This is a genomic window from Mesorhizobium sp. B2-3-7 (genome assembly GCF_006442695.1).
GTDB lineage: Bacteria > Pseudomonadota > Alphaproteobacteria > Rhizobiales > Rhizobiaceae > Mesorhizobium.
On sequence record NZ_VFVV01000005.1, the window covers coordinates 90775 to 116286 of the forward strand.

Consider the following 25512-nt stretch of genomic DNA (forward strand, 5'->3'; position numbering starts at 1 on the left):
CGGCCCGTGCGCGTCCGTACGGCTGGAGCAACCACAAGGAGGAGTTCAATGTTAGGATTGCTGAAAACCGTCGGGCTGGGGATGCTCGTTGTATCAGCGCTTGCCGTAACGTCCCTGGCGCACGCGGAAGATATCAAGCTGATGGACGGCGTCGCGCCGCGCCCCGACGACACGCGCATGACCGCGGCCGGCGCATTCAAGAAGGATCCCCCCTGGGTCATCGGAATGAGCGACTTCGGCGTCAACGCCAACACCTGGACCGTGCAGGTCGCGCATGAGGCGGAAAATGCCGCGGCGAAGGACAAGCGCATCTCGAAGTTCATCCTGCTCGATGCCGGCTTCGACCAGAAGAAGCAGGTAGCCGATATCGAGGATCTGATCGCCCAGCATGTCGACGCGATCATCGTTCAGCCGGTGACCAGCACGTCGGCCAACGCCAGCATCGCCAAGGCGGTCGCCGCCGGCATCCCCGTCATCCTTCACACCGGCCGCATCGATTCCGATGCCTACACCACCGAAATCCAAGGTGGAGCCGAGCACTTCGGCAAGGTGATGGGCGACTGGCTGGTGAAGACCGTTGGCGACAACGGCAAGATCTGGGTCCTGCGCGGCCTTGCCGGCCACCCGGAAGACACCAACCGCTACAACGGGCTACTGGAATCACTCAAGGGCACGCATGTGCAGATCATCGCCGAGGAGCATGGCGACTGGCAGTATGACAAGGCCAAGAAGCTGTGCGAGACGCTCTATCTGAACAATCCGCAGGTCGACGGCATCTGGTCGTCCGGCGCCGACATGACGCGCGCCTGCGTCGATGTCTTCAAGCAGTTCGGCACGCCGATCCCGCCGATTTCGGGCGAGGGCAACAATGGCTATTTCGGCCAGTGGATCACGGATGGATTCAAGTCGATCTCTCCGGAATACAGCCCGGCCCAGGGTGCTGCCGGCGTGCGCGCCGCTGTAGCCCTGCTCGAGGACAAGCAACTCTACAAGCGCTATGTCTACAACCCTGATGGCTGGGACAAGGACAAGGCCGCGAAATACTATCGCGACGACCTGACGGCCAATGTCTGGTGGCCGAGCGAACTCCCCGAAGAAAAGCTCAAGGAATATTACGGCAAGAAGTGACACGCCGTGGCCGGCGGGGAGTGGACAAGCGTCCCCGCGGGCCCTTCCAGTGGTGAAGCGAGGGTTTAGTGGCCAATCTTATCGAGATGTCGCACATTTCGAAGGCATTCGGGGGAAGCAAGGCGCTCCACTCCGTTTCCCTCGATCTGAAGGCCGGCAGCGTTCACGCCCTGATGGGCGAGAACGGCGCCGGAAAATCGACCTTGATGAAGATCCTGGCGGGCGTGTATCAGCCCGATTCCGGCGGGATCTTCATGAATGGGGAAAAGCTCGATCTGAAGTCACCGCGCGCCGCGCTCGATGCCGGCATCTCGACCGTTTTCCAGGAACACTCGCTGCTGCCTAATCTGTCGATCGCCGAGAACATGTTTCTCGGCCGGGAGCCGACGAACCGGTTCGGCTCGATCGACTATTCCGCGATGAACAGCCGAACCGCCAAGGCACTCGGCGAACTCGGTCTCACGCTAGACTCCTCGCAACTCGTTTCCAACCTGACCATTGCCGAGCGGCAATTCGTCGAGATCGCGCATTGCATCCAGGCCGACGCCGGCGTGCTTATTCTCGACGAGCCGACAGCGGCGCTCAACGCGGCCGATGTCGATGTGCTCAACCGCAATATCCGCCGCCTGCGCGATAGGGGAAAGGCAATCGTCTACATTTCGCATCGCATGGAGGAAATCTTCGAGCTGTGCGACACTGTGACGGTGCTGAAGGACGGCGCACTGGTCGGCACCAGAACGGTGTCCGAGATCACCACAGACGAACTCATCGCCATGATGGTCGGGCGCGAACTCCAGGACCTGTTCCCAGATCGCACGGGCGACAGGGGCGGCGAAATCCTGCGCGTCGAGAATCTCAGGATCGCCGAGACATCGCAGCCTCTCTCGCTGACGTTGCACAAGGGCGAGATCGTCGCCCTCGCCGGGCTTGAGGGACAGGGCCAGCAGCGCTTCCTGCGCTCCCTCATCGGCCGCTACCATCCTTTTGCCGGGACGATTTCCATCAACGGCAAAACGCTCGACATGCCGCTCTCGACATCATCAGGCGTTCGCCATTTGCAGCAGCTGAAGGTCGGTTTCGTCCCCGAGGACCGCAAGGAGGAGGGGCTCTTTCTCGCTTTGCCGATCGCCCACAACATCGCCATCGGATTGCATTCGAGGCGACGCGAACTTGCGCCGGCGCGGCCCTATCGAAGCGTCATCGCCCGCATGATGGATGTCATGAACATAAAGGCGACAGGGCCGTCCGCTCCGGTCGGTTCGCTGTCGGGCGGCAATCAGCAAAAAGTGCTGCTCGGCCGCTACCTCGCCGCGGATCTCGATCTTCTCCTGGTGGAAGAGCCGACCCGCGGCGTCGACATCGGCGCCAAGTCCGAGATCTACCATCTGCTGCGCGACTTCACCCGCAAGGGTGGCGCGGTGCTGGTGCTGTCGCGCGAGACGATCGAGCTGATCGGGCTGTGCGACCGCATCTATGTCGTCCACCACGACACAATCGTGGCCGAAATGCCGGCAGCACAGGCGACGGAGCACAAGATCCTCGACGCGGCCCTGACGGGCGGCTCGGCGCGCCGGCACTAGGGGCCTTCCATGTATCGTAGCCTGTCCAACATCGTGAGTGGCCGGAACACACGGCAGGGCCAATGGGGTCTTCCATTGTTGGTTGCCTTGCTCATTTCGCTGTGGCTGTCGGTTCAGACGACGCAGTTCGCAACGGCCGAAAACCTTTTCAACCTGGTTGCGCAGGCGATGCCGCTGGTCATCGCGGCGGTCGGACAACTCGTCGTCGTGCTCGTCGGCGGGCTCGATCTATCGGTCGGCTCGGTCATCAGTTTCACGACGGCGGTGCTGGCGCTCGACCAGCCGGCGATCGTGCTGATCCCGGCGGTCTTCGTGCTGGCCGCATTCATCGGGCTGATCAACGGCCTGGCGATCACCCGTTTCAACGTCCATCCAATCATCGCCACGCTATCGACGCAGTACATTGTCCTTGGCATCACGCGCATCTTGCGTCCCGTCTCCGGCGGCACCGTTCCGGAGATCGTCATTGCTGCCGTCTCAGGCAGTTTCCTCGGTATTCCTTATCCGGTCTTTTGGGGAATCGTCGTGATGCTGTTGGCCTGGAAGCTGCTCTACGGATCGCGATACGGCCTGCATCTGTTTGCGATCGGCGGCGGCATCGCGTCGGGGGCCGAAAGCGCTGCCCGCAATTTCGGCGTCTCCGATCGCCGCAACATCATCCTCGCCTATGTGGTCTGCTCCTGTTTCGCGGCCGTTGCCGGTGTCTTCCTGGCCGGGCGCATCGTGTCGGGTGATCCAAATGTCGGGTTGCTTTTCGAACTCGACACGGTCACCGCCGTGGCACTTGGAGGCACCCAGCTTTCAGGCGGAATCGGCAGCCTGCACGGCACGGTGATCGGCGCGCTTGTGATGGCACTGCTGGCCAATGGCATGAACCTCGCCAACGTCTCGCCCTTTGTCCAGACGGCGATCAAGGGCGGCATTCTCTTGGCCGTGGTCGGGCTGCAATCCCGCAAGAAGATGGGGCTCTGAGCGATGACTGCCGTTCTCGCAAACCCGATCGCCCGGCGTCTGCTTCGCATACCGCCGTCCTACTTTGTCTTCCTCGTGCTTCTGGCCACGCTGTGGGTCGCACGGCCGAACATGCTCAACCTCAACATCATGGGCATCTTCATCAGGCAGATCGTTCCGCTCGGCATTCTCGTGCTGGGGCAGCTCGTCGTCATGCGCGTGAAGTCGATCGACCTCTCCGGCGGCGGCATCATCCTGCTGATCAACTATTTCATCTCGTCGGGCAGTTTCCCGGGCGCGTCGCTGCCCTTCTTCGTCGTACTGGCGCTCGCCACGGGCCTCGTCATTGGCCTGTTCAACGGCTTCATGATCGGCATCCGGCGGGTGTCGGCCGTCATAGTCACGCTGGCCGTCAGCATCATCCTGGTCGGACTGGTGCAGTTCCTGTCGAGCGGCAATCCACCCGGCGATGTGCCGAAACTGTTCAACGACCTCTACAACACGAAGTTCCTGTCGGTTCCGACGCCGGTGCTGTTCTGGATCATGCTGACCGCCGCGGTGTGGCTGCTTCTGTCGCAGACAGTGTTTGGTCGTTACGTGGCCTCTGTCGGCGAGAATGCCGAAGCCGCCCATTTTTCCGGCGTGCCGGTCCAGCGCACGGTCATCCTGGCGCATACGCTCGCCGGCCTGATCGCGGCGATCGCGGCCCTGGTACAGACAGGTTCAATCGCCGTCGGCAGCGTGCGCGTCGGTCTCGACCTGCCGATCCTGGCAGTCGCGGCGACAATCCTTGGCGGCGTCGCCTTCGGTCGCGGCGACGGCGGCGTCTGGGGACCTTTCTTCGGCTCGCTGTGCTTCGCGCTTTTGTTCGTCGTGATGACGGTGCTCGGCATCGACGAACCCGGCAAGCTCATCGCCCAGGGCGTCATCATCCTCGGTGCGGCGATCTTCTACGGAGTGCGCGTGCGAACCTCCTGAATCGAAACAAGGCAAGCCGGCACCGGCGTTAGGGCTGGATCGATAGATCTGCACGTTCAGACAACTGCAAACAGATGGAGAAACATGGATGTCACCGCCAAAAAATATCATGTGCTACGGCGACTCGCTGACCTGGGGCTGGGTTCCGGTCAAGGAAGGGTCGCCGACCTACCGCTACCCCTATGATCAGCGCTGGACGGGTGTTATGGCGGCGGCGCTGGGAGCGGGCTACCACATCATCGAAGAAGGTTTGAGTGCGCGCACGACCTGTCTCGACGATCCCAACGACCCGCGCCTCAACGGCGCCAATTACCTGCCCTCTGCCATCGCCAGCCATCTGCCGCTGGATCTGGTCATCGTCATGCTGGGCACCAATGACACGAAATCCTATTTTCGCCGGACACCCTACGAGATCGCTAACGGAATGGCGAAACTGGTCGGGCAGATCCTGACGAGCGCCGGCGGTATCGGCACGCCTTATCCGGCTCCGAAGGCGCTGGTCATCGCGCCGCCGCCGCTGACCCCGATGCCCGATCCCTGGTTCGAGGGCATGTTCGGCGGCGGCCACGAAAAATCCAGGGAGCTGGCCAGGCAGTACAAGGCGATGGCGGATTTCATGAAGATCGACTTTCTGAATGCCGGCGATTTCGTCACCACGGACGGTATCGACGGCATCCATTTCACCGCTGGCAACAACGCCGATCTCGGCCGCGCGATCGCCGACAAGGTCAAGTCTATTCTTGAGCCAAGCCGCGCCAGCACCGCCGCCTGAAGTCGCAACGCCCGCCGGCTTGCGACATACAGACCGGATCGCAGACATATCGCATTTGTGACACACATTATGGACCCAACGATGAGCCCGGTTCCGTAATTCTGCCCAACACGTTCCGTGGCACTTGACCCACTTGCTTTTATGAAGACGAGCTATCCACTCAAGCCGTTCAACAAGCGCACATTCGAGGTTTGCCTGGGCCGATAGTAAGCTTGGGCTCCTCGTCCTTCACACCGCCTGCACCGCCGCCGCCAATCCTCGTATGATCTTCGCCAGCTCCCTGCACTCATTGTGCAAGGTGCTGTTGCGCCGCCAGGCAAAGCAGATCGTGCGCTGCGGCATGGGTTCCTGGAACGGCACGATCTTGAGATCGGGGATAGTGCCGGCAGGTCCCGTGGCCATTTCCGGGATCAGCGTCACGCCGAGCCCGTGCGCCACCATCTGCAAGAGCGTGGTCAGGCTGGTGGCGCCGTAGCTTGCCATCGCCACCGGCCGCACATTGCCGCAGACAGCCAGCGCCTGCTCGCGCAGGCAATGGCCCTCCTCCAGCAGCATCAGCCTTTCCAGCGCCGGGCTTTCAGGCGGCACCGGCGGCGAGGCGAAAGCCGGATCGCCTGACGGCACGGCCAGGAAAAACCGGTCGGGGAACAAAGCCTCGGTCACCAGGCCGGGATGGTCGAGCGGAAGCGCGGCGATGAAAGCATCGAGCTTTTGCGACGCGATGTCCTCGACGAGCGAGGCGGTCACCGCCTCGCGCAGTTCGAGCATCAAGTCCGGGAAATGCATTTTCAGCTCGGGCAGCGCACGCGGCAAAAGGTAGGGCGCGACGGTCGGAATGATGCCCAGCCGGAAGCGCCCTCCCATGGCAGGGCGGCCACGCCGGGCGATGGTCTCGACCTCGCGTATGTCGGAAAGGATGCGTTCGATGCGCGGCAAAAGGGCTGCCGCCTCGTCGGTCATGCGCACCGATTTGCCGCCGCGTTCGAACAGCCGGCAGTTCAGCCGCTGCTCCATTTCCGCGATCTGCGAGGACAGCGCCGGCTGGCTCACGCCTGCAAGTTTCGCCGCACGCCCGAAATGCAGCGTCTGCGCAAGTGCGTCGAAATAATGCATCTGGCGGACGGTTAGGCCTATCATAAGAAAATCCTATTGAAAGGAACAGGAAAGGCAATTTGTTTTTATCGGCAGGCTGGCCTAGTCTGGAATCATTCCAGGATGGCGGCGCTGGCTGCCCGGAACCCTCGGCAAAATTGGAGTGCAAGATGGACGCGAAAACCGACGACAACAGCGCGGGCAAATGCCCTGTCGCGCATGGACCCGGTGCCAGGACCAACCGTGACTGGTGGCCCAACCAGCTGGACCTCGGCGTTCTCCACCAGCAGTCGAACCTCTCCGACCCGATGGGCGAGGACTTCGACTATGCCAAGGAGTTCGCGAGCCTCGATCTCGACGCGGTGATCAAGGACCTGCACCATGTCATGACGGATTCGCAGGATTGGTGGCCGGCCGACTTCGGCCATTACGGGCCGCTGTTCATCCGCATGGCCTGGCACAGCGCCGGCACCTACCGCATCGGTGACGGCCGCGGCGGCGCCGGCGCCGGCCAGCAGCGTTTCGCACCGCTCAACAGCTGGCCTGACAACGCCAATCTCGACAAGGCGCGCCGCCTGCTGTGGCCGGTCAAGCAGAAATATGGCCGCAAGATTTCCTGGGCCGACCTGCTGATCCTCACCGGCAATGTCGCCCTGGAATCGATGGGCTTCAAGACCTTCGGCTTCGCCGGCGGCCGCGCCGACGTCTGGGAACCCGAGCAGGACGTCGATTGGGGATCGGAAACCAAATGGCTCGACGACGAGCGCTACTCCGGCGACCGCGAGCTTCGCGGCCATCTCGGGGCCGTGCAGATGGGCCTGATCTATGTCAATCCGGAAGGCCCGAACGGCAAGCCCGATCCGCTGGCCTCGGCACGCGATATCAGGGAAACCTTCGGCCGCATGGCGATGAATGACGAGGAGACGGTGGCGCTGATCGCCGGCGGCCACACCTTCGGCAAAACCCACGGCGCCGGCGATGCCTCGCTGGTTGGCGCCGAGCCGGAAGGCGCCGGCATCGAGGCGCAGGGCCTCGGCTGGTCGAGCAAGCACGCGTCGGGCATTGCCGGCGATGCCATCACTTCGGGGCTCGAGGTCACCTGGACCACGACGCCGACCAAATGGAGCAATAACTTCTTCGACAACCTGTTCAACTACGAATGGGAATTGACGAAAAGCCCGGCCGGCGCCCATCAGTGGACGCCTAAGGGCGGCGCAGGTGCCGGCACGGTGCCGGACGCGCATGATCCCTCCAAGCGCCGCGCGCCGGCCATGCTGACCACCGATCTCGCGCTGCGGGTCGACCCGGCTTACGAGAAGATCTCGCGGCGGTTCCACCAGAATCCGGATCAGTTCGCCGATGCCTTCGCCCGCGCCTGGTTCAAGCTCACCCATCGCGATATGGGCCCGGTCGTTCGCTACCTTGGCCCGCTCGTGCCGAAGGAGGAGCTGATCTGGCAGGATCCGATCCCGGCCGTCGACCATGAACTGGTCAGCGAACAGGATATCGCATCGCTGAAGGCCAAGATCCTGGCCTCGGGCCTGTCAGTTTCCGAACTGGTCTCGACCGCCTGGGCTTCGGCCTCGACGTTCAGGGGTTCCGACAAGCGCGGCGGCGCCAATGGCGCCCGTATTCGGCTGGCGCCGCAGAAGGACTGGGACGTCAACCAGCCTGCTGAATTGGCCAAGGTGCTTGCCACGCTCGAATCCATCCAGAAGGCGTTCAACGCGGCACAGACCGGCGGGAAAAAGATCTCGCTGGCCGATCTGATCGTGCTCGGCGGCGTCGCCGCGGTCGAGAAGGCGGCAAAGGATGGCGGCAACGAGGTGAAGGTGCCGTTCACGCCGGGCCGCATGGATGCCTCGCAGGAACAGACCGACGTCGCCTCCTTTGCCGCGCTTGAGCCGAAAGTCGACGGCTTCCGCAACTATGTCCGGGGGCCGCAGCCGATGTCGATCGAGGCGATGCTGGTCGACCGGGCACAGTTGCTGACGCTGACCGCGCCGGAGATGACGGTGCTGGTCGGCGGCCTGCGGGTGCTCGGCGCCAATACCGGCAAGTCCAGGCACGGCGTGTTCACCGACAGGCCGGGCACGCTGACGAACGACTTCTTCGTCAACCTGCTCAGCATGAACACGGTCTGGGATCCGGCCGCCGGTTCGGATGAGATCTACGAAGCGCGCGACCGCAAGACCAAGGCGGTCAGGTGGACCGGTACCCGCGCCGACCTTATCTTCGGCTCGCATGCGCAGCTGCGTGCGCTGTCTGAGGTGTACGGGTCCGCGGATGCCGGGCAGAAATTCGCCAGGGATTTCGTCGCGGCGTGGACCAAGGTGATGAACGCCGACCGGTTCGACATCGCTGCCTGATCCGAGCAAGGACTTCTCGACCCAAGAAAAAGGCGCGGGGCTTGGCCCCGCGCCTTTTTCTTGTCCAGGCTTCCGAAGTCAGTCCTTTTCGAAGACGCGCGCCTTGGCGACGACGCCGGCAATGGCGCCGCCGATCAGCGGCGCGACGATGAACAGCCAGAGCTGGCTGATCGCGGCGCCGCCCGAAAACAGCGCCGGGCCAATGGAACGGGCCGGATTGACCGATGTGCCGGTCACCGGGATCATGGCGAAGTGGATGCCCGCCAGCGTCAGGCCAATGACCAGTCCGGCGAAGGCCGTCGCATGCCTTTCCGCGGTAACGCCGAGGATCACGGTGACGAAGGTGAAGGTGCCGATCAGCTCCCACAGGAACGCGGAAGAGACGCCCCATTTCGTCTCGTCCCAGCCATTGGCGCCGAAGCCGCCAGTGTGTCCCCCGGCCTGGCCGGAGACGATGATCCACAGCGCCAGCGATGCCAGGATGGCGCCGATGATCTGCGCGATCCAGTAGGGGATGACGTCCTTGGCCGGCAACCGGCCGGCAAGGAACACGCCGAGTGTCACAGCCGGGTTGAGATGCGCGCCCGAAATGGGGCCGATCGCGTAAGCGGCCGCGATAAGGCCGATGCCGAAGGCCAGCCCGATGCCTTCTTGTCCCAGCGGCAGCGCGCCGCCGAAGCCACCCGTCACCACCGACGCGGTACCGATGAACACCAACAGAAATGTGCCTAGAACTTCCGCCAGATAAGTCTTCATTGCCATCTCCTCGTGACGATCCGCCGGTCCACGCTTTCCGCGCCGCGAATCATGGCGTCAAGAGTATTCCCAACCGAAAAACTTGGAAAGCTGAGTTGTCGCATCCCTACCGTGCTTGCAGCCGCCAGTTAAGAACATTAGAGAGCTTGCATTTATTGACGATCTGCTGTTGACCGCACCGGAAGATTTACTGATCGAGCGGTTTTCGCCGATCTCAACAGGCGGCCTGCCGTCGCGAGAGGGGGCGGGGTTCAATCTCACCGTGAAAGGCTCTAAGAGCAGACCGAGATGATGCGCTCGATTTGGTGGACTGAAGAATGCGACTAGGCGGACGGCTGGCTGCGGCCATCGAAGTGCTGGAAGACATTGGCCGGCGTCACCGGCCGGTGGCCGATGCGCTGAAGGACTGGGGCCTGTCGCACCGTTTCGCCGGCGGCGGCGATCGTGCGGCGATCGGCAACATCGTCTACGATGCGCTACGCCGCAAGCGCTCGGCAGGCTGGCTGCTGGGCGAGGACACGCCGCGCGCCATCGGCTTCGGCGCCCTGCTGCTCGAATGGGGCCAGACCGCGCGCTCGCTCAACGAAGCGCTCGACGGCGACAGGTTCGCGCCGCCGTTGCTGACGGCTACCGAACTCCAGGCAACCGACGAGCGGCGGCTTGCCGACGCCTCGCCCGCGGTGCGCGCCGACATACCGGATTGGTGCGAGCCGCTTTTGCAACGCGCGTTCGGTGAGGCCTGGGTCGAGGAGGGCGCGGCGCTCGCCACCCGCCCGCCGCTCGACATCCGCGTCAACACTTTGCAGGCCGATCAGGCCAAAGTGCTGGCGGAACTTGCCGAAACCGGCGCCAAGCCAGCCCAAATCGCACCCCAAGGCATTCGCATACCGCCGATCGACGGCGACGGCCGGCATCCCAACGTGCAGGCCGAGCCGGCTTTCCAGAAGGGCTGGTTCGAAGTCCAGGACGAGGGATCGCAAATCGCCGCCGCTCTTGCCGGCGCCGAGCCTGGAATGCAGGTGCTCGATTTCTGCGCCGGCGCCGGCGGCAAGACGCTGGCGCTGTCGGCGGCGATGGGCAATACGGGTCAGGTCTTCGCCCATGATGCCGAGAAGGCGCGGCTGGCGCCGATCTTCGACCGCATCCGCCGCTCGGAAAACCGCAACGTGCAGATCGTCACCAAGCCGGCGGAATTGTCGCCGCTCACTGGCCACATGGACCTCGTCCTGGTCGACGCGCCTTGCACCGGCAGCGGCACCTGGCGGCGGCGCCCGGACGCCAAATGGCGGCTGACGCAAAGGCAGCTCGACGCCCGCAAGGGCGAGCAGATGGCGATCCTCGATGCCGCAAGCAGCTTCGTCAAGCCGGGTGGCCTGCTGGTCTACGTCACCTGTTCGGTGTTCGACGAGGAGAATGGCGACCAGGTCGCAGCGTTTTGCCAGCGCAATGGCGGTTTTGCCCCGGTCGACCATCGCCGGCTCTGGGACAGCCGTTTTCCCGGCCATGAAACGGCGATGCGGCTCGGCGCGCTGGGCGGTATCTGCCTGTCGCCGGCGCTGAGCGGCACCGACGGTTTCTACATCTGCGCGCTGCGTAGGGCTTCCTGAATGGAGCGGAAGCGAAACTTGCGCTTCCGCTCTCGAGATCAAATTGCTGCAGTGCAGCATTGGATGATTGCTTGCCGCTCACGCCTCTGCAATAAGCTTTTCCGGCAAAGGTGAAAGCAGCGACGGCCATGGCAGCAAAGATCGTACCCGCTCCGGACTATGAGGACCGCGTCAGGGCGTCCTTCGCGCGCCAGCAGGCGATGGCGACCATCGGCGCCGAATTGACGCTGGTGACGCCCGGCATCATCGAAATCGAAATGCCCTATTCGGCCGCACTCACCCAGCAGCATGGTTTCCTGCATGCCGGCGTCATCTCGACCGCGCTGGACTCGGCTTGCGGCTATGCGGCCTTCTCGCTGATGCCGGAGAATTCCGGCGTGCTGACCATCGAGTTCAAGGTCAATCTGCTGGCGCCGGGCAGGGGCGAGCGCTTCCTGTTCCGCGGCTCGGTGACCAAGCCTGGCCGCACCATCATCGTCGCCGACGGCCAGGCCTATGCCTTCGCCGCCGACGGCGAAGCCAAGTTGATCGCCACCATGACCGGCACCATGATGACGATGGTGGGCCGCGACGGGATTGCTGGGTGAGTCGCAGGTTCGCCGCAGGCGAATTCATCGTGCCAGTGGCACGATGAAAGGCCACGAACGCCGGGAGCTGCCTCAGGCAGCGGGTCCCGGCGAGCAGGCGGTGAAGACTGCAGGACAGGGAGGAGTAAATCATCATGACCGACAAAGTGTCGCGCCTGTCCGGCAAGAACGTCCTCTTCGTCATGGCGGTGCAGGCCGAATACGGGCCGCATCTACAGCGGCTGTTTACCCCGCTGATGACCGGTGTCGGCCCGATCGAGGCAGCCGTCCGGCTTGGCGCCGAATTGTCCTGGCTGAAGTCGCAAGATGCGCTGCCGGACCTCGTCGTGTCGCTCGGCTCCGCCGGCAGCCGGACCTTGGAGCAGACGGAGATCTATCAGGCGGTCTCGGTCAGCTATCGCGACATCGACGCCTCGCCGCTCGGCTTCGAGAAAGGCGCGACGCCATTTCTCGATTTGCCGGTTACGGTGCCGCTGCCGTTGCGCATCCCGGGCATAAAGGAGGCGACGCTGTCGACGGGCGGCGCAATCATCACCGGCGCGGCCTTTGACGCCATCGCGGCCGACATGGTCGACATGGAGACCTTCGCCTGCCTGCGCGCCTGCCAACTGTTCGAGGTGCCCCTGATTGGGCTGCGCGGCATTTCCGACGGCGCGGCTGATCTCAGGCATGTCGGCGACTGGACCGAATATCTGCACGTCATCGACGAAAAGCTGGCGGATGCCGTCATGCGCCTCGAACAGGCGATCGGCTCGGGCTTGCTTCGGACGGCATCTCCCGGTGACGTGACGGGACCGGTCTGAAAGTCAGGCTCGCAACCCATTGCGTCGACTCGTTTCTTTCTCTAAACGCTCGCCATGAAAACAGCCAATCAACCCGACACCGTCCTGATTGTCGATTTCGGCAGCCAGTTCACCCAGCTCATTGCCCGCCGCATCCGCGAGGCCGGCGTGTTTTCCGAGATCGTGCCGTTCCAGTCGGCCGAGGCGGCATTCAAGCGCATCAATCCAAAAGCCGTGATCCTATCCGGCGGTCCGGCCTCGACCACGGATATCGGCAGTCCGCGGGCGCCGCAGATCGTCTTCGAGGCCGGCGTGCCGGTGCTCGGCATCTGCTATGGCCAGATGGCCATGTGCGTGCAGATGGGCGGCGTTGCCGAAAGCTCCAATCATCGCGAATTCGGCCGCGCCTTCGTCGAGATCGAGAAGGAAAGTCCGCTGTTCGAGGGCCTCTGGGCAATCGGCCAGCGTCACCAGGTGTGGATGAGCCATGGCGACCGCGTCATCTCCTTGCCCAAGGGGTTCGAGGTGTTCGGCAAGTCGGAAGGCTCGCCCTTCGCCATCTTCGGCAATGTCGAGCGCAAGATGTATGGCATCATGTTCCATCCGGAAGTGGTGCATACGCCCGACGGCGCCCGGCTGCTCAGGAATTTCGTCCACAACATCGCCGGCATCGAGGGCGACTGGACGATGCGCGCCTACCGCGAGCACGCGGTCGAGGCGATCCGCAAGCAGGTCGGCAAGGGCAAGGTCATCTGCGCGCTCTCGGGCGGGGTCGACTCCTCGGTCGCCGCGCTGCTCATCCACGAGGCCGTCGGTGACCAGCTCACTTGCATCCTCGTCGACCATGGCCTGATGCGCAAAGACGAGGCCGCCGGCGTCGTTTCGATGTTCCGCGAACATTACAATTTGCCGCTCATTCTGGTGAACGCGTCGGATCGCTTCATCGGTGCGCTCGAAGGCGAGGCGGATCCCGAGAAGAAACGCAAGACCATTGGCCGGCTCTTCATCGAGGTGTTCGAGGAAGAGGCCAAGAAACTCGGTGGCGCCGATTTCCTGGCGCAAGGCACGCTCTATCCCGACGTCATCGAAAGCGTCTCCTTCACCGGTGGCCCGTCGGTGACGATCAAGTCGCACCACAATGTCGGCGGCCTGCCCGAGCGCATGAACATGAAGCTGGTCGAGCCGCTGCGCGAACTGTTCAAGGACGAGGTCCGCGCACTCGGCAAGGAACTCGGCCTGCCCGAGAGTTTCATCGGCCGCCACCCGTTCCCGGGCCCGGGCCTTGCCATACGCTGCCCCGGCGGCATCACGCGCGAGAAGCTGGAGATCCTGCGCGAGGCCGACGCCATCTATCTCGACGAGATCCGCAAGGCGGGGCTGTACGACGCCATCTGGCAGGCCTTCGCCGTGCTCTTGCCGGTGCAGACGGTTGGCGTCATGGGCGACGGCCGCACCTACGAATTCGTCTGCGCGCTGCGCGCCGTCACCTCGGTCGATGGCATGACGGCAGATTTCTATCACTACGACATGGCCTTCCTGGGCGCCGCCGCCACCCGCATCATCAACGAGGTCCGCGGCATCAACCGCGTGGTCTATGATGTGACGTCGAAGCCGCCGGGAACAATTGAGTGGGAATGATTCAGGCCCACTCAAACGCCGCCGAAAACACGCCGGTCTGCGACGTAACTATCTGATAAAAAAAATAAATCCTGTCAGTGACAATCAGCGACAATCGGTACGCAGAGATTGGCTCTGACGGACCGTTTGACGGACCTCCCACATATTGCCCAGCCGAATTTTTCTGAGTACCGTCACAGCCAATGAGGCTCGTGACGGTACTTTTTTGCCCATTAAGGCATTGAAGAAACAGGAAATTTTCTGCTGCCGAGCCTTGAAATTGTACTGACGGTACTTTTTCAGGAGACCATTGGGATGCTGACGGACGCCGCCCTTAAAGCGCTGAAACCAAAAGAAAAAATCTACAAGATTGCTGACCGTGATGGGATGTACGTCCGCGTCATGCCCAGTGGTGCGATCTCGTTTCGGCTGGATTACAGGCTGAACGGTCGCCGTGAGACGGTCTATCTGGGCAGATATGGCAGAGACGGAATCTCGCTCGCGTTGGCCCGAGAAAAGTGCCTCGACGCGAAGCGCGCTATTGGCGAAGGGCGATCGCCGGCGATCGAGAAGCAGCGCGAGAAGCGCCGCCTGAAAGAGGCTAAGAGTTTTGGCGAGTTCGGAGAGAAGTGGCTCGCTGGCGCGCCGATGGCCGCCAGCACGCGCGCCATGCGGCGCTCCATCTTCGAGCGAGAGCTTCTACCGGTCTGGCGCAATCGCCTGCTGACGGAGATCACTCCTGACGATCTAAGAGCCCACTGCGGCAGCATCGTCGAACGTGGTGCTCCGGCGACCGCTATCCACGTACGAGACATCCTGAAGCAGATTTACGGCTTTGCCATTCTCCACGGGGAGAAGGTTGCCAACCCGGCTGAAGACGTTGGGCCTGCATCGATTGCTACATTCGTACCGAAGGACCGCTCGCTTTCGCCGTCAGAAATCCGCGTGATGCTGAAGCAGCTGGAGCATGTCGCCACACTACCCACGATCCGTTTGGGAATGCGACTTTACTTGCTGACTATGGTGCGCAAGAGCGAGCTGCAGGACGCGGTGTGGGACGAGGTCGATTTCGAAAATGCGGTCTGGACGATCCCGAAGGAACGCATGAAGCGATCAAAAGCGCATAACGTCTACCTGTCTCGCCAAGCGCTCGACATCATGATCGCCTTGAAGACCTGTGCAGGAAATTCCAAGTTCTTGCTTCCATCGAGGTACGACGCGGATGCTCCGATGTCGCGAGCCACGTTCAATCGGATCACTTACGCGGTTGTCGAACGGGCAAAGGCGAATGGGCTGCCTCTGGAGCCGTTCACGGTTCATGACCTGCGGCGAACGGGCTCGACTCTGTTGAATGAACTTGGCTTCAATAGCGATTGGATCGAGAAATGCCTGGCCCACGAGGACGGACGCTCATCGCGAGGGGTCTACAACAAGGCCGAGTATGAGGCGCAGCGTCGCCACATGATGCAGGAATGGTCGGATATCATAGATGCCTGGGTCGGTGGCAAGAAGCACGTCCCGATGCTCATCCCGCCGTCGATGCCGCTCCTGGAACCTGATCCTGCTCTCTGACCGGCCGGGCCCGACGCTGCTTCAGGTCAGGTTTTGGCGCGCGCAGGATTGGCTTTGACCGGCGTGCTGCGAGCCATGCTTGAACCTCGCCCAGATCCCAGACCACGCATCTCGGGGACAAAGCAAACCGTCGCGGAAATTCGCCTCGCTGCTCCATCTCGTAGATGGTGCTGTCCGCAAGCGGCACGATCTCGCGCAGTTGCTGCCTTCGGATTGTACGGTTCAGGGGTTGTTCATGTGATCGGGCCATCTCAAACTCCTCAACAATGAGCCGAGATTGAAGGCGATTGTCTTCGATGAGAAAAGAGCTTCAGCCGAGGTGTCGCGTTATCGGCGGTTTCGACCTGCGAGAAGGACAGTTCACCTAGGCTGATGTTTCGACCGAAATGGAAGAATGCCGCCTTTTTGTGTGTAGCGAGGGAGATCCCTTCACCGGTCGGGGGTTGGTAGCGGTAGAGCGCTACCGCCAATCAGCGCTGCAACCGAGTTCGTCTGTTGAAGGGACTTCGCAAGCGAGGTCAGCAGATTCAAATCCTGTCCCCGCAACCAATTTCATCATAAATCAATTACCGTCCCGGTCTGACCGGGGCGGTTTTTGCGTTTAAGGGCTGTTCAACGTCCAGAATGGCTGAGTGTCCGCCCCGCCCCCCTTGGTCTCGGCGTGATCCCGCGGCTCGATACGCTGGGTGAGCCTGTCGCGAGCAACAGGTTCGGGCGGTATGTCGATCGCCTAAGCCGCGTCACATAAACTGAACTTTGTCCGCATTGTGCTTGTCTACGGATCGTCAAGTTGGCCCAAGGCTGCCGGTCGGCAATGCGCCTTATTCCGGTGGTTCGGGATGTCTTTGCCATTATCCAAAAGCAGACGTCACCTGAAAGCCATCCCCTCTCGGCAAATATGCCGTGTTACCTCCTTTGCCAGCTCATGGGTTCCGACAGTGCCTGCATAACGTGGAGCTCAAAGGCGCCGGGCGCGTGGCTGGCCTCGGCCAACTGCCGGGCGTCCCACTCTCGGGCAATGCCGCCCTCGGCCAGAAGCACGGCGCGGCTGCACAGGCCGGGAACCGCTTCGACCACGTGGGTGGAGATGATGACGGCTTGGCCGCGGCTCGCCGCCAATGCAAGGATGACGCGTTTGACCTCGAAGGCGGCAAGCGGATCAAGGCCGTTCAGGGACTCGTCGAGGATCAGCAGCGGCGGCGCACCGAGCAGAGCCGCGGCAATGGCGATCTTGGCCCGCGTACCGAGTGAATATTCGGCGATTGGCCGGTCGATCCAGCGCTTGAGCCCGAGCCGTTCGGCGACATTGACGCCAGGCCAGTCATCTTCGGCACAGCCGCGGATCGAGGCGACGAGCTGGAGATATTGCCGGCCGGTCAGCGCCCCCGGCAGGTCGGGCGGCTCGATGGCAAGGCCGAAGCCGGACTTGGCGCGCTCCGGCGCAGCGGCAAGATCGACGCCGTTGATCGCCACGCTTCCCGCGAGCGGCCGGATCTGACCGCTGATCGCTCTCAGCAAGGTGGATTTGCCCGAGCCGTTGGCGCCAAGCAGGCCAAGCATGTCGCCCAGACCGAGCGACAGGTCGACGCCGCGGACGACCGGGCGGCCACCATAGCCGGCGCTGAGCCCGCGAACCGCGAGGATCCCGGCAGGACTGCTATCCATGGCGATATCTCCGTTGCGCCCGATGCCACAGGAACAGGACAAGGGCGGCAAAGCCGATCAGCACCGTGCGCCCATATTCGAGCGACTCGTAGCTGGTGTAGGCGATGGCACCGAGGAAGCTCAGCGCGGCGACGAACGGCGCGGTCATGAAATACGCGGCAAACACCGCATAGGCGCCGTTCAGCGCCAGTAGCCAGAAACCGCTGGCGATCGGCATCGCCCAAGCCGATGGCTCCGCCGCCAGGGCAGCACCCGCCGGCAGGAGAAAGAAGGCGAGAGACAGTTGCAGCGGCAGCCGCGCCAGACGTAACCAGGCCCTGACGAACCCGAGCGGAGCCGTGCGCAGTACCGGCGAGCCGAGCGGATGGAAACGCGCGCTCAGCATGAAGACGAGAAGGCCGCCGGTCAGGCCGGCCATGGCGGCCGGGACCGCATCGTGATGAACGAGGCTGATCGCTGCGGAAAGGGCCGCGACGGTACCGAAGAAGACGGCCGCGCCCACCAGTCGCCAGGACGGGCGCACATGGCCAGCCGGCAGGCCCCAGGCCCAGCTGGACAGCCAGGCTGGTGCCGAACGGTCGAAGACACCGAGCCAGGAACTGCGTCCACTTGGATTCCTCGCCAGATCGGAGTTGCTGATGCGGACGAGGTCGCGAGCGCTCCGCAGGCGCAGGACGGCCGCCGCGCAAAAGCCGGTGCCAAACAGGATCGCGGCGCCGAGACCACAGGCTGGTACGAGTGGTTTTGCAACGACGAAACAGCCAAGGTCCACTGCCGCGGCGACGATGAAGGCAATGGGAACGCCCAGCGCGCATGCCGCCACCGCCGCCATGTGCCGACGCTCCTGAAGCGAGAGCGGCAACGCCTTCAGGAACGGCGAGAAGGCGCGCGACAGGCAAAGTCTCGCGAGCGCGCTGCCGGCGAAGCCGCCAAGAATGAGAAGCGCGCCCGGCAAACCAAGCAGCCACAGCGCCTGCTCCTGCTGCAGCGTGGCGGATGCCGCCTGCAAAGCAAGAACGATGTCTGCGATGGCATAGGCAAGCAGAGCCCCGCCGCCGAGCCCAATCCAGGCAAGGTCGCGGCGGCGCATCGAGCGCAAGCCAGCCAAGAGCTCGCGCCAAAGCAAGGTCAGGACAAGCCTGTCGTGCCGCATTGTTCCATCATCGTGATCGCAGACCGGTTGGATATCGACATAGGTCGGCGACGATTGTGCCGCCAGTAGGGCCGTCGCGCCTCAACCTCCCACGGCGGGCTTGGCGTTGACATTCTTCAGCGCGGCCAGGAGATAGTCCTGCATGGTCGCCTGCAGGTTGGTCGTTGCACCGCGCACCGCCGCCATCGCGTCCTTCACCGCCGCTTCGTCAAAGGGTTTGGCTGTTTGTGCCGCCGCCAGATTGGCGCGCGCGGCACGCAGCTCGCGCAGTGCCTGAAAGGTGCGCGCGCGGTTGTCGCGCAGCACACCACGGAACTCCTTCCTCACCTCGGGCGGATAAGTGCTGGCAATCTCCGACAACAGCACGCGCGCCGCCGCGCCCTGGCGCAGCCCATGCACGGCATAACCGACCAGGAAGAAGTTGACGGCCAGCGACAGCGCAAGCAGCACCAGCGTCGCCGTCCATATCCAGGAACGCTTCAAAGCGAGCCCTCCTCTGCCGGATCATCCGCGACAACACCGCCGTCGGCCAATGACGATCCCGACGCCAGCGCCAGAAGCTCCGTATCGGACGGATCGTCCTGCAGCCGCGCCATCTGGTAGCCGGCCAGCGTCACCGCCACGACCACAGCAGCGGCGCATGCCGCAAACCCGGCTGGACTCAAGAGCAGGCGCGGCAGGAAGGACGGCCGGGTCGAGCCGGCTTCGATGCGGGCCAGCACCTTGCGCGCCAGCGCCTGGTCGTCGCCACCGGTCAGCGCCGCCTCGAGCACGAGGCGGTCGAGCGCGGCATCGGGATCGTTATTCCGCTCCGCCGCCATCAAGGCCAGCGCCTGCTGGCGGAAAGGCGCCGGCCATGCTTCGACGGTATCGCCGAAGCGGCGCCTGCATCGTTCAAATTCGTCCCGTGTCATGAGGACTTCCTTTCGCGGCCCACGGCCGCCATTGCCAAATGATCCCTGAGCGCGCGCCGTCCGCGGACAAGCAATTGCTCGGCCGAGCCGGCACTGCTGCCCATCACTTCGGCGATCGCCGCGATGTCGAGGTCGCCTACGGCCCGCAGCAGCACCGCCATGCGTTGCCGCTCCGGCAGACGCGACAGCCCGTCGCGCACGATCGCCAGTTCCTGCCGCGCCGCGGTCGTCTTCTCCGCATCCGCCTCCGGCGTGGCGACTTCGTCCCTTATATCGTCCAGCCCGATGAAGCTGCGCAGCGCCCGGCGACGGCGCTGGTCGATGCAGCGATTGGCGGTGATCCGGTAGAGCCAGGTCGAAGCCCGCCCCCTGCCCGGATCGAACCGCGCGGCCTGTTTCCAGACGGTCACGAACACCTCCTGCACCACATCCTCGGCGTCGCCGGCATTGCCGAGATAGCGCGCTGCAAATATCCGCAGCCCACGGCCATGGCGGGCGATGAGCTCGGACAGCGCACTTTGGCTGCCCGAGGCGATGCGCGCCAGAAGCTCATCGTCGGCGTGGGGCTCCTCATGTCGCAAGGCGGCGCGCATCCACGGACGAGGCTACCGGTGTGGCGAATCCCAAATTCGCATCGATCCGAGGCAGCATAGAAACGAATTTCGGGTTCAAATCCATCACACCAGATGTCAGCGCCGCCAGCGACGGAAGCCATGGACCGTGTTGCCGTTCGGGCCGGTGAAGCTGCCGGCCGATCGGCCATGGAACGGCCCACGCGCCGACACTCGTTTCCCCGAAAAGGTCTGCCCGTTCGGCCCGGTGCCAGAATAGCTTCTGGCGCAGCGGTCAACAACGCCTCCCACGCATTTGGAACTCGACGTGTAGGTGCCGCCATTGGGACCGGTGCGGGTGGTCGAGCCGGTATAGACGTTGCCGTCCTTGCCGACGCTGCGGCTGATCTCGCCGCCATGCGCGGTCGGACGCTGCCACTCCTCGGCCGAGGCCGGCGAAGCGGTCCACCAGACAAGCATCGCACCGAGACATAAAATCGGAATCTTTACCGAAGACAACATGTCGTACTCCTTGTTTTGTAAAGGGAATGATCGCTGCCGATCATCAGTTGGCGTGCTCGGCGATCAGCTTGCGGACGGAAGCGATCTCGTCGGCCGAGAGCTTGCCGTCACCATCCCGGTCCGCGAGGTCGAACAAAGGCATGCTGCTGGCGAATTCCTTCTCGGAGACCTTGCCATCGCCATTTGTGTCGAGGCGGCGCCAGCGATTGCCGAGCCGCGCCTGCGCCACCTCGGCGCGATCCTTGATCGCCTGGCGGGCGCTCTCGATCTCCTTCTCGTCGATGACGACATCGCCATTGCGGTCGAGCTTCCTGAACAAGCGCTCGCGGGCGGCCGTCATCTCATCCTTGGAGATGGCGCCGTCGCCATTGGTGTCGATCCGTTGCAGAATGCGCTGGCCGGGCATGTCCTGTGCCTGCGCCGCGCAGAGCGGTGCAAGCCCGATGAGCAAGGCCGCAATCAATACTGAGCGTTTCATGATGATGTCCTTTCATTGTCAGGCCACAGTGGCGACTGCTGACCGATACGCAGCGAGAACCGGGCTCCTACGCTCGACACGAAAGATTCTTTGCCGGCCTTGAATTCTCTATCGCGGCGGGGATAGGCGGCTGTGCTGGCCGCACGTCGAAAAAATCATCTCGCGTTGCGTAGGAGCACAAAAGGCGCCGCGTAGAAGGCTCTGCAAGGACGGTCCGCGGCGGACCATCCGACCAATGCGGAGACCAGCATGAATAAGATCGTCATGGCCTTTGCCGGCCTGCTGCTTGGCGCGGGTAGCGCCTGTGCGGCGGACGGCGGTGCCAGGGAACTCTTCCGGCGCATAGACACCAACGGCGACCGCAAGCTCGAATTCAGCGAAATCCAGGCCGCGCGGGCGCAGATGTTCGACCGGATGGATGCCAACCACAATGGTTTGCTCGACGCGGGCGAAGTGCGCACCGCGGTGGAACAGGTGAAGTCGAAGCGCGACTTCCAGGCCGCGCAATTCGCGGGCTTCCAGGGCCAGGCCGGCCGCATCGACCGCAATGGCGACGGGAAGATTTCGCGAGACGAGTTTGCCGCCTTCATTCCCGACCGATTGCTGCAGGCGGACACGAACGGCGATGGCTCGCTTTCGATCTCCGAACTGCGGACGCTCCGACGTCAGTAATCCCAACCCTTCGACCCCATCCACAGGAGTGAAAAGATGAAACGGACAATCACAGCGTTTTGCGGTTTGATGATTGGAGCTACGGTGCTGGCCTCGCCGGCCCAGGCCCTGCCGGTCGTGCCGACCTCTGCCCCGGCATCGGTCACCACAGCGCCGACGCCGGTCTGGTTTCGGCGCGGCTTCTACGTCGTCGGCGGCGGATACTACTACAATGGCTATCGCGGCTATGTGCGCGTGCGACCAGGCTATCGCTATTACAACGGCTACTGGTTCCCCGCCGCCGCCTTTGCCGCCGGTGTCGCGGCCGCGTCCGTCGCACCCTTGCCGCCGCGTCCCGCCGTCCGTCTGGAAGCGGCGCATATACGCTGGTGTTACGAGCGCTACGTCTCCTACCGCGCCTGGGACAACAGCTACCAGCCCTATAACGGTCCTCGCCAACAATGTTGGTCGCCCTATAGTTGAGGGCTCTTCGCTGAGAGCCTTCAACTCTTTCAAGGCAGCATAGGAGATGACCATGATCGACAACCGCTCGATGCCCACGAGCACGGTCATACCGGTGCTTTCGTATCCCGATGTCGAGACGGCCAGCCATTGGCTTTGCGGGGCCTTCGGGTTCGAAATACGGCTGATGATCGGCAATCACCGTGCCCAGCTCGGCTTCGGAGACGGCGCCGTCGTTGTCACAGAATTGAAGTCTGGCGGACTGACGCGGACAGGTGGGCCATTCGCAGTGATGGTACGCGTCGAGGATGTCGACGCGCACCACAGCCGAGCCGCGAGGCATGGCGCAGTTATTCTCAGCGGCCCAACGAGCCATCCCTATGGCGAGCGTCAATATTCCTGCCGTGACCTCGCCGGCCACAATTGGACCTTTTCGCAGTCGATAGCTGATGTAGTGCCCGAGGACTGGGGTGGCATCGTGGTGCAAAGCTCAAACGGTCCTGATGTGGAGAGCTGACACCAACCTGCTGCAGCGACACCGTTTGGGTTGCGAAGCCGTTGCGCTGCCGGTCTGCTTTCGTGAAGAGTTTCGGGCGCCGGCAGGCGTACGAAAGTCCCCGAGGAAGGAACCCGCGGGCCACGGGCGATGGCTTATGGGGATTTCGATTTTCGGCTGATGTCGGCGATGGCGCGATCGCCGCCGGGAAGCGGCGGGTTTGACGCGGACGGACTGCTTCGTTGCGCCTGCGCGCGGTGTTGTCGGGACGGTGGGCGGCTGGGCGCGGCTCTGTCGGAGTCGATAATCATCATAGGCGTGCGTCGATCCATTGCCGGAGGCTGAGTGCCTGCAGCTGAAGGCTGAACCATTCCATGCCGGGTCATGGACAGCTCTCCCGGTCCGGTGCCGATGCGTTCGGCGGTCCGCGCGGCTGCCTCCACCGTTCGAACACCTCGATGACGATCATGCGGCCGCCGCAGCATGGGCACGGCGGGCGGAAGTTGTCCGTTTCGTCTGTGGTGTCATCGTCGGACGGCGCGGCGACGTTCAGGAGTTCACGCGCAAGCGCGAGGCTGGCCTTGCGAGCAGAGCCGGCAAGCAGGCCGTAATGCCGGATGCGGTGGAATCCCTTTGGCAACACGTGGAGCAGGAAGCGGCGGATGAACTCGTCTGTGGCGAGCGTCATGACCTGCTGCCGATCGGGGCCGTCACGACGATAGTCCTTGTAGCGGAAGGTGACGCCGCTCTTGTCGAAGGCGATCAGCCAGCTGTTCGAGATCGCGACCCGGTGGGTATAGCGGGACAGATAGGCGAGCACCGCCTCCGGGCCGGCGAAGGGCGCCTTCACGTAGACCACCCAGCGCTTCTTCCGGACCGGCGACAGGTGGCGCAGGAATGCCCGCCGTTCCGCGAGATGAGCAATTGCGCCGAAGAAGGCGAGCCGGCCAGCGTCGTGCAGCGCGACCAGCCGGGTGAGGAAGAGCCGTCGGAACAGCTTGCCGAGTACGCGCACCGGAAGCAGGAAGGCCGACCGAGAAGATATCCAGCGGCTTCCGTCCGGCGCGATGCCGCCGCCTGGCACGATCATGTGCACGTGCGGATGGTGTGTCATCGCCGAACCCCAGGTGTGGAGGACGGCGGTGATGCCCATCCTGGCGCCGAGGTGCTGGGGATCCGCCGCGATCGTCAGCATCGTCTCCGATGCCGCCCTGAACAGCAGATCATAGACCAGCGCCTTGTTGTGGAAGGCGATGACGGCGACCTCGGCCGGCAGCGTGAAGACAACGTGGAAGTAGCCGACCGGCAGCAGGTCGGCCTCGCGCTCGGCCAATCACGTCCGCGCCGCCGCGCCCTGGCACTTCGGACAGTGCCGGTTGCGGCAGGAGTTGTAGGCGATGCGCCACTGGCCGCAGTCCTCGCAGGCCTCCACGTGACCGCCAAGGGCCGCGGTGCGGCAGTGCTCGATCGCCGACATGACCTTGAGCTGGACGAGGCTCAGGTGACCTGCATGGGCGGCCCGGTAAGCGGGTCCGGCAGCACGGAAGATGTCGGCGACCTCGATCGAGGCGCGCACGCTCAGCCGTCGGGCGAGATCTCTTCCGGCTTGAACAGGCCAAGCTTGTCGAGCGGGCTCGTGACGGTGCGCACCGTGCGGGTTGCAACCTTGGTGTAGAAGGCGGTGCTATTTAGCTTGGCGTGCCCGAGCAGGGCCTGGATGATCCGGATGTCGGTGCCGTCCTCCAGCAGGTGGGTGGCGAAGCTGTGACGCAGCGTATGCGGCCCGACCCGCTTGGCGATGTCGGCGGCCTGCGCTGCCTCGACGACCACGCGATAGAGCTGGCGGGTGCTGATGGGCTTCATCGCATGCTGCCCCGGAAACAGCCAGCCCTCGCGATGCATCACCCCCTGCTGGCGTCCGACCTTCCACCACTGGCGCAGCAACAAGAGCAGGTCTTGCGACAGCATGGCGTTCCGGTATCGCCCGCCCTTGCCGCGCTCGACACGCAGCAGCATGCGCTCGCTGTCGACGTCGGCGACCTTCAGCGTCGACACCTCCGCCACGCGCAGGCCCGCGCCATAAGCGACCGACAGCGCGGCCTGGTGCTTGAGGCAGGTGGTGGCGTTGAGCAGCCGGGCAACCTCGTCGCGGCTGAGCACCACCGGCAGCTTGCGCGGATGCGCCAGACGAACGAGCTTGCGCGCCAGATCGGGACGATCGACCGTATGCGTGAAGAAGAAGCGCAGCGCCGACACGATGCTGTTCATCGTCGGCACGGGAACACCGTCGTCCTGCTGCTCGATCTGGAACCGGCGCAGGTCGTCGGTGGTCGCTGTGTCCGGTGAACGCCCGAGGAACGTCGCCAGGCGTCCGATGTCGCGGAGATAGTTGCGCTGCGTCTCCCGGGAGAAACGCCGCATGTTCATGTCGTCGATCAGCCGCTGACGCAGCGGGCTGATGGGTGCATCAAGAACAGGATAGGGCATGGTCAGGCTCCTTGTTGAAGAAGCCCGTGATGCTCTGCCGCTGCCGAACCGCCCTCAATGCAGGCGCAACGTCCGGTTCGTGATCTCTACCTCATCCCGCGCGCCCATCCCGCGCAGCGGGTTCGTTCTGCGGCCCCATTGCGGACGTCAGACGGTCTACAAGGCCATCGACTGGGGTTCGTGGAAGCTTTTCGAACTTTCTGGGTTGCGCATCGGCCCGAATTTCGCGGGCTTATGAAGGACGTCGGGGCGGCTGAACTAGCCGCGGTGCAAACTTGATCGCGATGCTCATCTGGGGTTCGAGTCGGTAGACCGCTACATCGCAACACCCACTATCAAAGA

The 25512-nt window shown here is 63.5% G+C and carries 26 protein-coding genes and 1 pseudogene; 15 read left to right on the top strand and 12 right to left on the bottom strand.

Annotated features, from left to right (window positions below; all coding sequences use genetic code 11):
* Nucleotides 1–48: 48 nt before the first annotated feature.
* From FJ940_RS11725 to FJ940_RS11745, 5 genes are all read left to right on the top strand, one after another.
* Nucleotides 49–1128, top strand: a complete 1080-nt coding sequence (locus FJ940_RS11725; protein WP_140656605.1) for a substrate-binding domain-containing protein — start codon at nucleotides 49–51, stop codon at nucleotides 1126–1128.
* Between the two features lie 68 nt (nucleotides 1129–1196).
* On the top strand, nucleotides 1197–2708 hold the full coding sequence (locus FJ940_RS11730) for a sugar ABC transporter ATP-binding protein (protein ID WP_140656606.1): 1512 nt from the start codon (nucleotides 1197–1199) through the stop codon (nucleotides 2706–2708).
* Between the two features lie 9 nt (nucleotides 2709–2717).
* Nucleotides 2718–3680 (top strand): ABC transporter permease, encoded by a 963-nt coding sequence (locus FJ940_RS11735; protein ID WP_140656607.1) that lies wholly within the window; start codon nucleotides 2718–2720, stop codon nucleotides 3678–3680.
* A 3-nt stretch (nucleotides 3681–3683) separates the two neighbouring features.
* Nucleotides 3684–4637, top strand: coding sequence for an ABC transporter permease (locus tag FJ940_RS11740; RefSeq protein ID WP_140498342.1), 954 nt, complete (start codon nucleotides 3684–3686; stop codon nucleotides 4635–4637).
* A gap of 88 nt (nucleotides 4638–4725) precedes the next feature.
* Nucleotides 4726–5409 (top strand): SGNH/GDSL hydrolase family protein, encoded by a 684-nt coding sequence (locus FJ940_RS11745; protein ID WP_140656608.1) that lies wholly within the window; start codon nucleotides 4726–4728, stop codon nucleotides 5407–5409.
* A gap of 228 nt (nucleotides 5410–5637) precedes the next feature.
* Here FJ940_RS11745 and FJ940_RS11750 read toward each other — a convergent pair whose 3' ends face one another.
* Nucleotides 5638–6546, bottom strand: a complete 909-nt coding sequence (locus FJ940_RS11750) for a hydrogen peroxide-inducible genes activator (protein WP_140515065.1) — start codon at nucleotides 6544–6546, stop codon at nucleotides 5638–5640.
* A 125-nt stretch (nucleotides 6547–6671) separates the two neighbouring features.
* Here FJ940_RS11750 and katG point away from each other — a divergent pair, with 125 nt between their 5' ends.
* Nucleotides 6672–8870 (top strand): catalase/peroxidase HPI, encoded by a 2199-nt coding sequence (gene katG / locus FJ940_RS11755; RefSeq protein ID WP_140581174.1) that lies wholly within the window; start codon nucleotides 6672–6674, stop codon nucleotides 8868–8870.
* Between the two features lie 78 nt (nucleotides 8871–8948).
* On the opposite strand, the gene FJ940_RS11760 is transcribed toward katG, so the two are convergent.
* The gene (locus FJ940_RS11760) at nucleotides 8949–9626 is read right to left on the bottom strand and encodes an MIP family channel protein (protein WP_140498338.1); all 678 of its coding nucleotides are present in this window, start codon (nucleotides 9624–9626) and stop codon (nucleotides 8949–8951) included.
* A gap of 317 nt (nucleotides 9627–9943) precedes the next feature.
* Here FJ940_RS11760 and FJ940_RS11765 point away from each other — a divergent pair, with 317 nt between their 5' ends.
* The 5 genes from FJ940_RS11765 (at nucleotide 9944) to FJ940_RS11785 (ending at nucleotide 15791) form a co-directional block, all read left to right on the top strand.
* Entirely contained in the window at nucleotides 9944–11233 is a 1290-nt protein-coding gene (locus FJ940_RS11765) for an RsmB/NOP family class I SAM-dependent RNA methyltransferase (RefSeq protein ID WP_140656609.1), read from the top strand.
* Nucleotides 11234–11361: 128 nt separating this feature from the next.
* The gene (locus FJ940_RS11770) at nucleotides 11362–11820 is read left to right on the top strand and encodes a PaaI family thioesterase (protein WP_027146613.1); all 459 of its coding nucleotides are present in this window, start codon (nucleotides 11362–11364) and stop codon (nucleotides 11818–11820) included.
* A 134-nt stretch (nucleotides 11821–11954) separates the two neighbouring features.
* Entirely contained in the window at nucleotides 11955–12623 is a 669-nt protein-coding gene (locus tag FJ940_RS11775) for a 5'-methylthioadenosine/S-adenosylhomocysteine nucleosidase (RefSeq protein ID WP_140656611.1), read from the top strand.
* Between the two features lie 54 nt (nucleotides 12624–12677).
* Nucleotides 12678–14240: a glutamine-hydrolyzing GMP synthase gene (guaA, locus tag FJ940_RS11780; RefSeq protein ID WP_140498335.1), complete on the top strand. Its 1563-nt coding sequence runs from the start codon at nucleotides 12678–12680 to the stop codon at nucleotides 14238–14240.
* A 294-nt stretch (nucleotides 14241–14534) separates the two neighbouring features.
* Nucleotides 14535–15791 (top strand): site-specific integrase, encoded by a 1257-nt coding sequence (locus tag FJ940_RS11785; RefSeq protein WP_140656612.1) that lies wholly within the window; start codon nucleotides 14535–14537, stop codon nucleotides 15789–15791.
* On the opposite strand, the gene FJ940_RS11790 is transcribed toward FJ940_RS11785, so the two are convergent.
* The 8 genes from FJ940_RS11790 to FJ940_RS11825 form a co-directional block, all read right to left on the bottom strand.
* Nucleotides 15745–16041, bottom strand: a complete 297-nt coding sequence (locus tag FJ940_RS11790; RefSeq protein ID WP_140656613.1) for an AlpA family phage regulatory protein — start codon at nucleotides 16039–16041, stop codon at nucleotides 15745–15747. The two genes, FJ940_RS11785 and FJ940_RS11790, sit on opposite strands and share 47 nt — an antisense overlap.
* A gap of 656 nt (nucleotides 16042–16697) precedes the next feature.
* A complete protein-coding gene (locus FJ940_RS11795; RefSeq protein ID WP_140656614.1) occupies nucleotides 16698–17456 on the bottom strand; it encodes an ABC transporter ATP-binding protein in 759 nt (252 codons plus the stop codon).
* Nucleotides 17449–18609, bottom strand: coding sequence for a hypothetical protein (locus FJ940_RS11800; protein ID WP_140656615.1), 1161 nt, complete (start codon nucleotides 18607–18609; stop codon nucleotides 17449–17451). The genes FJ940_RS11795 and FJ940_RS11800 overlap by 8 nt, the downstream gene beginning before the upstream one ends.
* Nucleotides 18610–18690: 81 nt before the next feature.
* On the bottom strand, nucleotides 18691–19092 hold the full coding sequence (locus FJ940_RS11805; protein WP_140656616.1) for a periplasmic heavy metal sensor: 402 nt from the start codon (nucleotides 19090–19092) through the stop codon (nucleotides 18691–18693).
* Nucleotides 19089–19523: a hypothetical protein gene (locus FJ940_RS11810; protein ID WP_140656618.1), complete on the bottom strand. Its 435-nt coding sequence runs from the start codon at nucleotides 19521–19523 to the stop codon at nucleotides 19089–19091. The genes FJ940_RS11805 and FJ940_RS11810 overlap by 4 nt, the downstream gene beginning before the upstream one ends.
* A complete protein-coding gene (locus FJ940_RS11815; protein ID WP_246671004.1) occupies nucleotides 19520–20104 on the bottom strand; it encodes a sigma-70 family RNA polymerase sigma factor in 585 nt (194 codons plus the stop codon). The genes FJ940_RS11810 and FJ940_RS11815 overlap by 4 nt, the downstream gene beginning before the upstream one ends.
* 108 nt (nucleotides 20105–20212) lie before the next feature.
* On the bottom strand, nucleotides 20213–20596 hold the full coding sequence (locus FJ940_RS11820; protein WP_140656620.1) for a hypothetical protein: 384 nt from the start codon (nucleotides 20594–20596) through the stop codon (nucleotides 20213–20215).
* A gap of 43 nt (nucleotides 20597–20639) precedes the next feature.
* Nucleotides 20640–21074, bottom strand: coding sequence for an EF-hand domain-containing protein (locus FJ940_RS11825; protein WP_140656621.1), 435 nt, complete (start codon nucleotides 21072–21074; stop codon nucleotides 20640–20642).
* A 249-nt stretch (nucleotides 21075–21323) separates the two neighbouring features.
* Between FJ940_RS11825 and FJ940_RS11830 the strand changes: the two genes are divergently transcribed.
* Genes FJ940_RS11830 through FJ940_RS11840 form a run of 3 tightly spaced genes read left to right on the top strand, consistent with a single transcriptional unit; the run spans nucleotide 21324 to nucleotide 22704 of the window.
* Nucleotides 21324–21746, top strand: coding sequence for an EF-hand domain-containing protein (locus tag FJ940_RS11830; RefSeq protein ID WP_140656622.1), 423 nt, complete (start codon nucleotides 21324–21326; stop codon nucleotides 21744–21746).
* Nucleotides 21747–21782: 36 nt separating this feature from the next.
* Nucleotides 21783–22208 carry a BA14K family protein gene (locus tag FJ940_RS11835; protein ID WP_140581741.1) on the top strand — a complete coding sequence of 142 codons (426 nt, stop codon included), beginning with the start codon at nucleotides 21783–21785 and terminating at the stop codon, nucleotides 22206–22208.
* A 52-nt stretch (nucleotides 22209–22260) separates the two neighbouring features.
* A complete protein-coding gene (locus FJ940_RS11840) occupies nucleotides 22261–22704 on the top strand; it encodes a VOC family protein (RefSeq protein ID WP_140656623.1) in 444 nt (147 codons plus the stop codon).
* 361 nt (nucleotides 22705–23065) lie between these two features.
* On the opposite strand, the pseudogene FJ940_RS11850 reads toward FJ940_RS11840, so the two are convergent.
* Nucleotides 23066–24259 (bottom strand): annotated as a pseudogene (locus FJ940_RS11850) (IS91 family transposase).
* A gap of 2 nt (nucleotides 24260–24261) precedes the next feature.
* A complete protein-coding gene (locus tag FJ940_RS11855; RefSeq protein ID WP_140656626.1) occupies nucleotides 24262–25170 on the bottom strand; it encodes a tyrosine-type recombinase/integrase in 909 nt (302 codons plus the stop codon).
* Between FJ940_RS11855 and FJ940_RS11860 the strand changes: the two genes are divergently transcribed.
* The gene (locus tag FJ940_RS11860) at nucleotides 25169–25408 is read left to right on the top strand and encodes a hypothetical protein (protein ID WP_140656627.1); all 240 of its coding nucleotides are present in this window, start codon (nucleotides 25169–25171) and stop codon (nucleotides 25406–25408) included. The two genes, FJ940_RS11855 and FJ940_RS11860, sit on opposite strands and share 2 nt — an antisense overlap.
* Nucleotides 25409–25512: the final 104 nt, after the last annotated feature.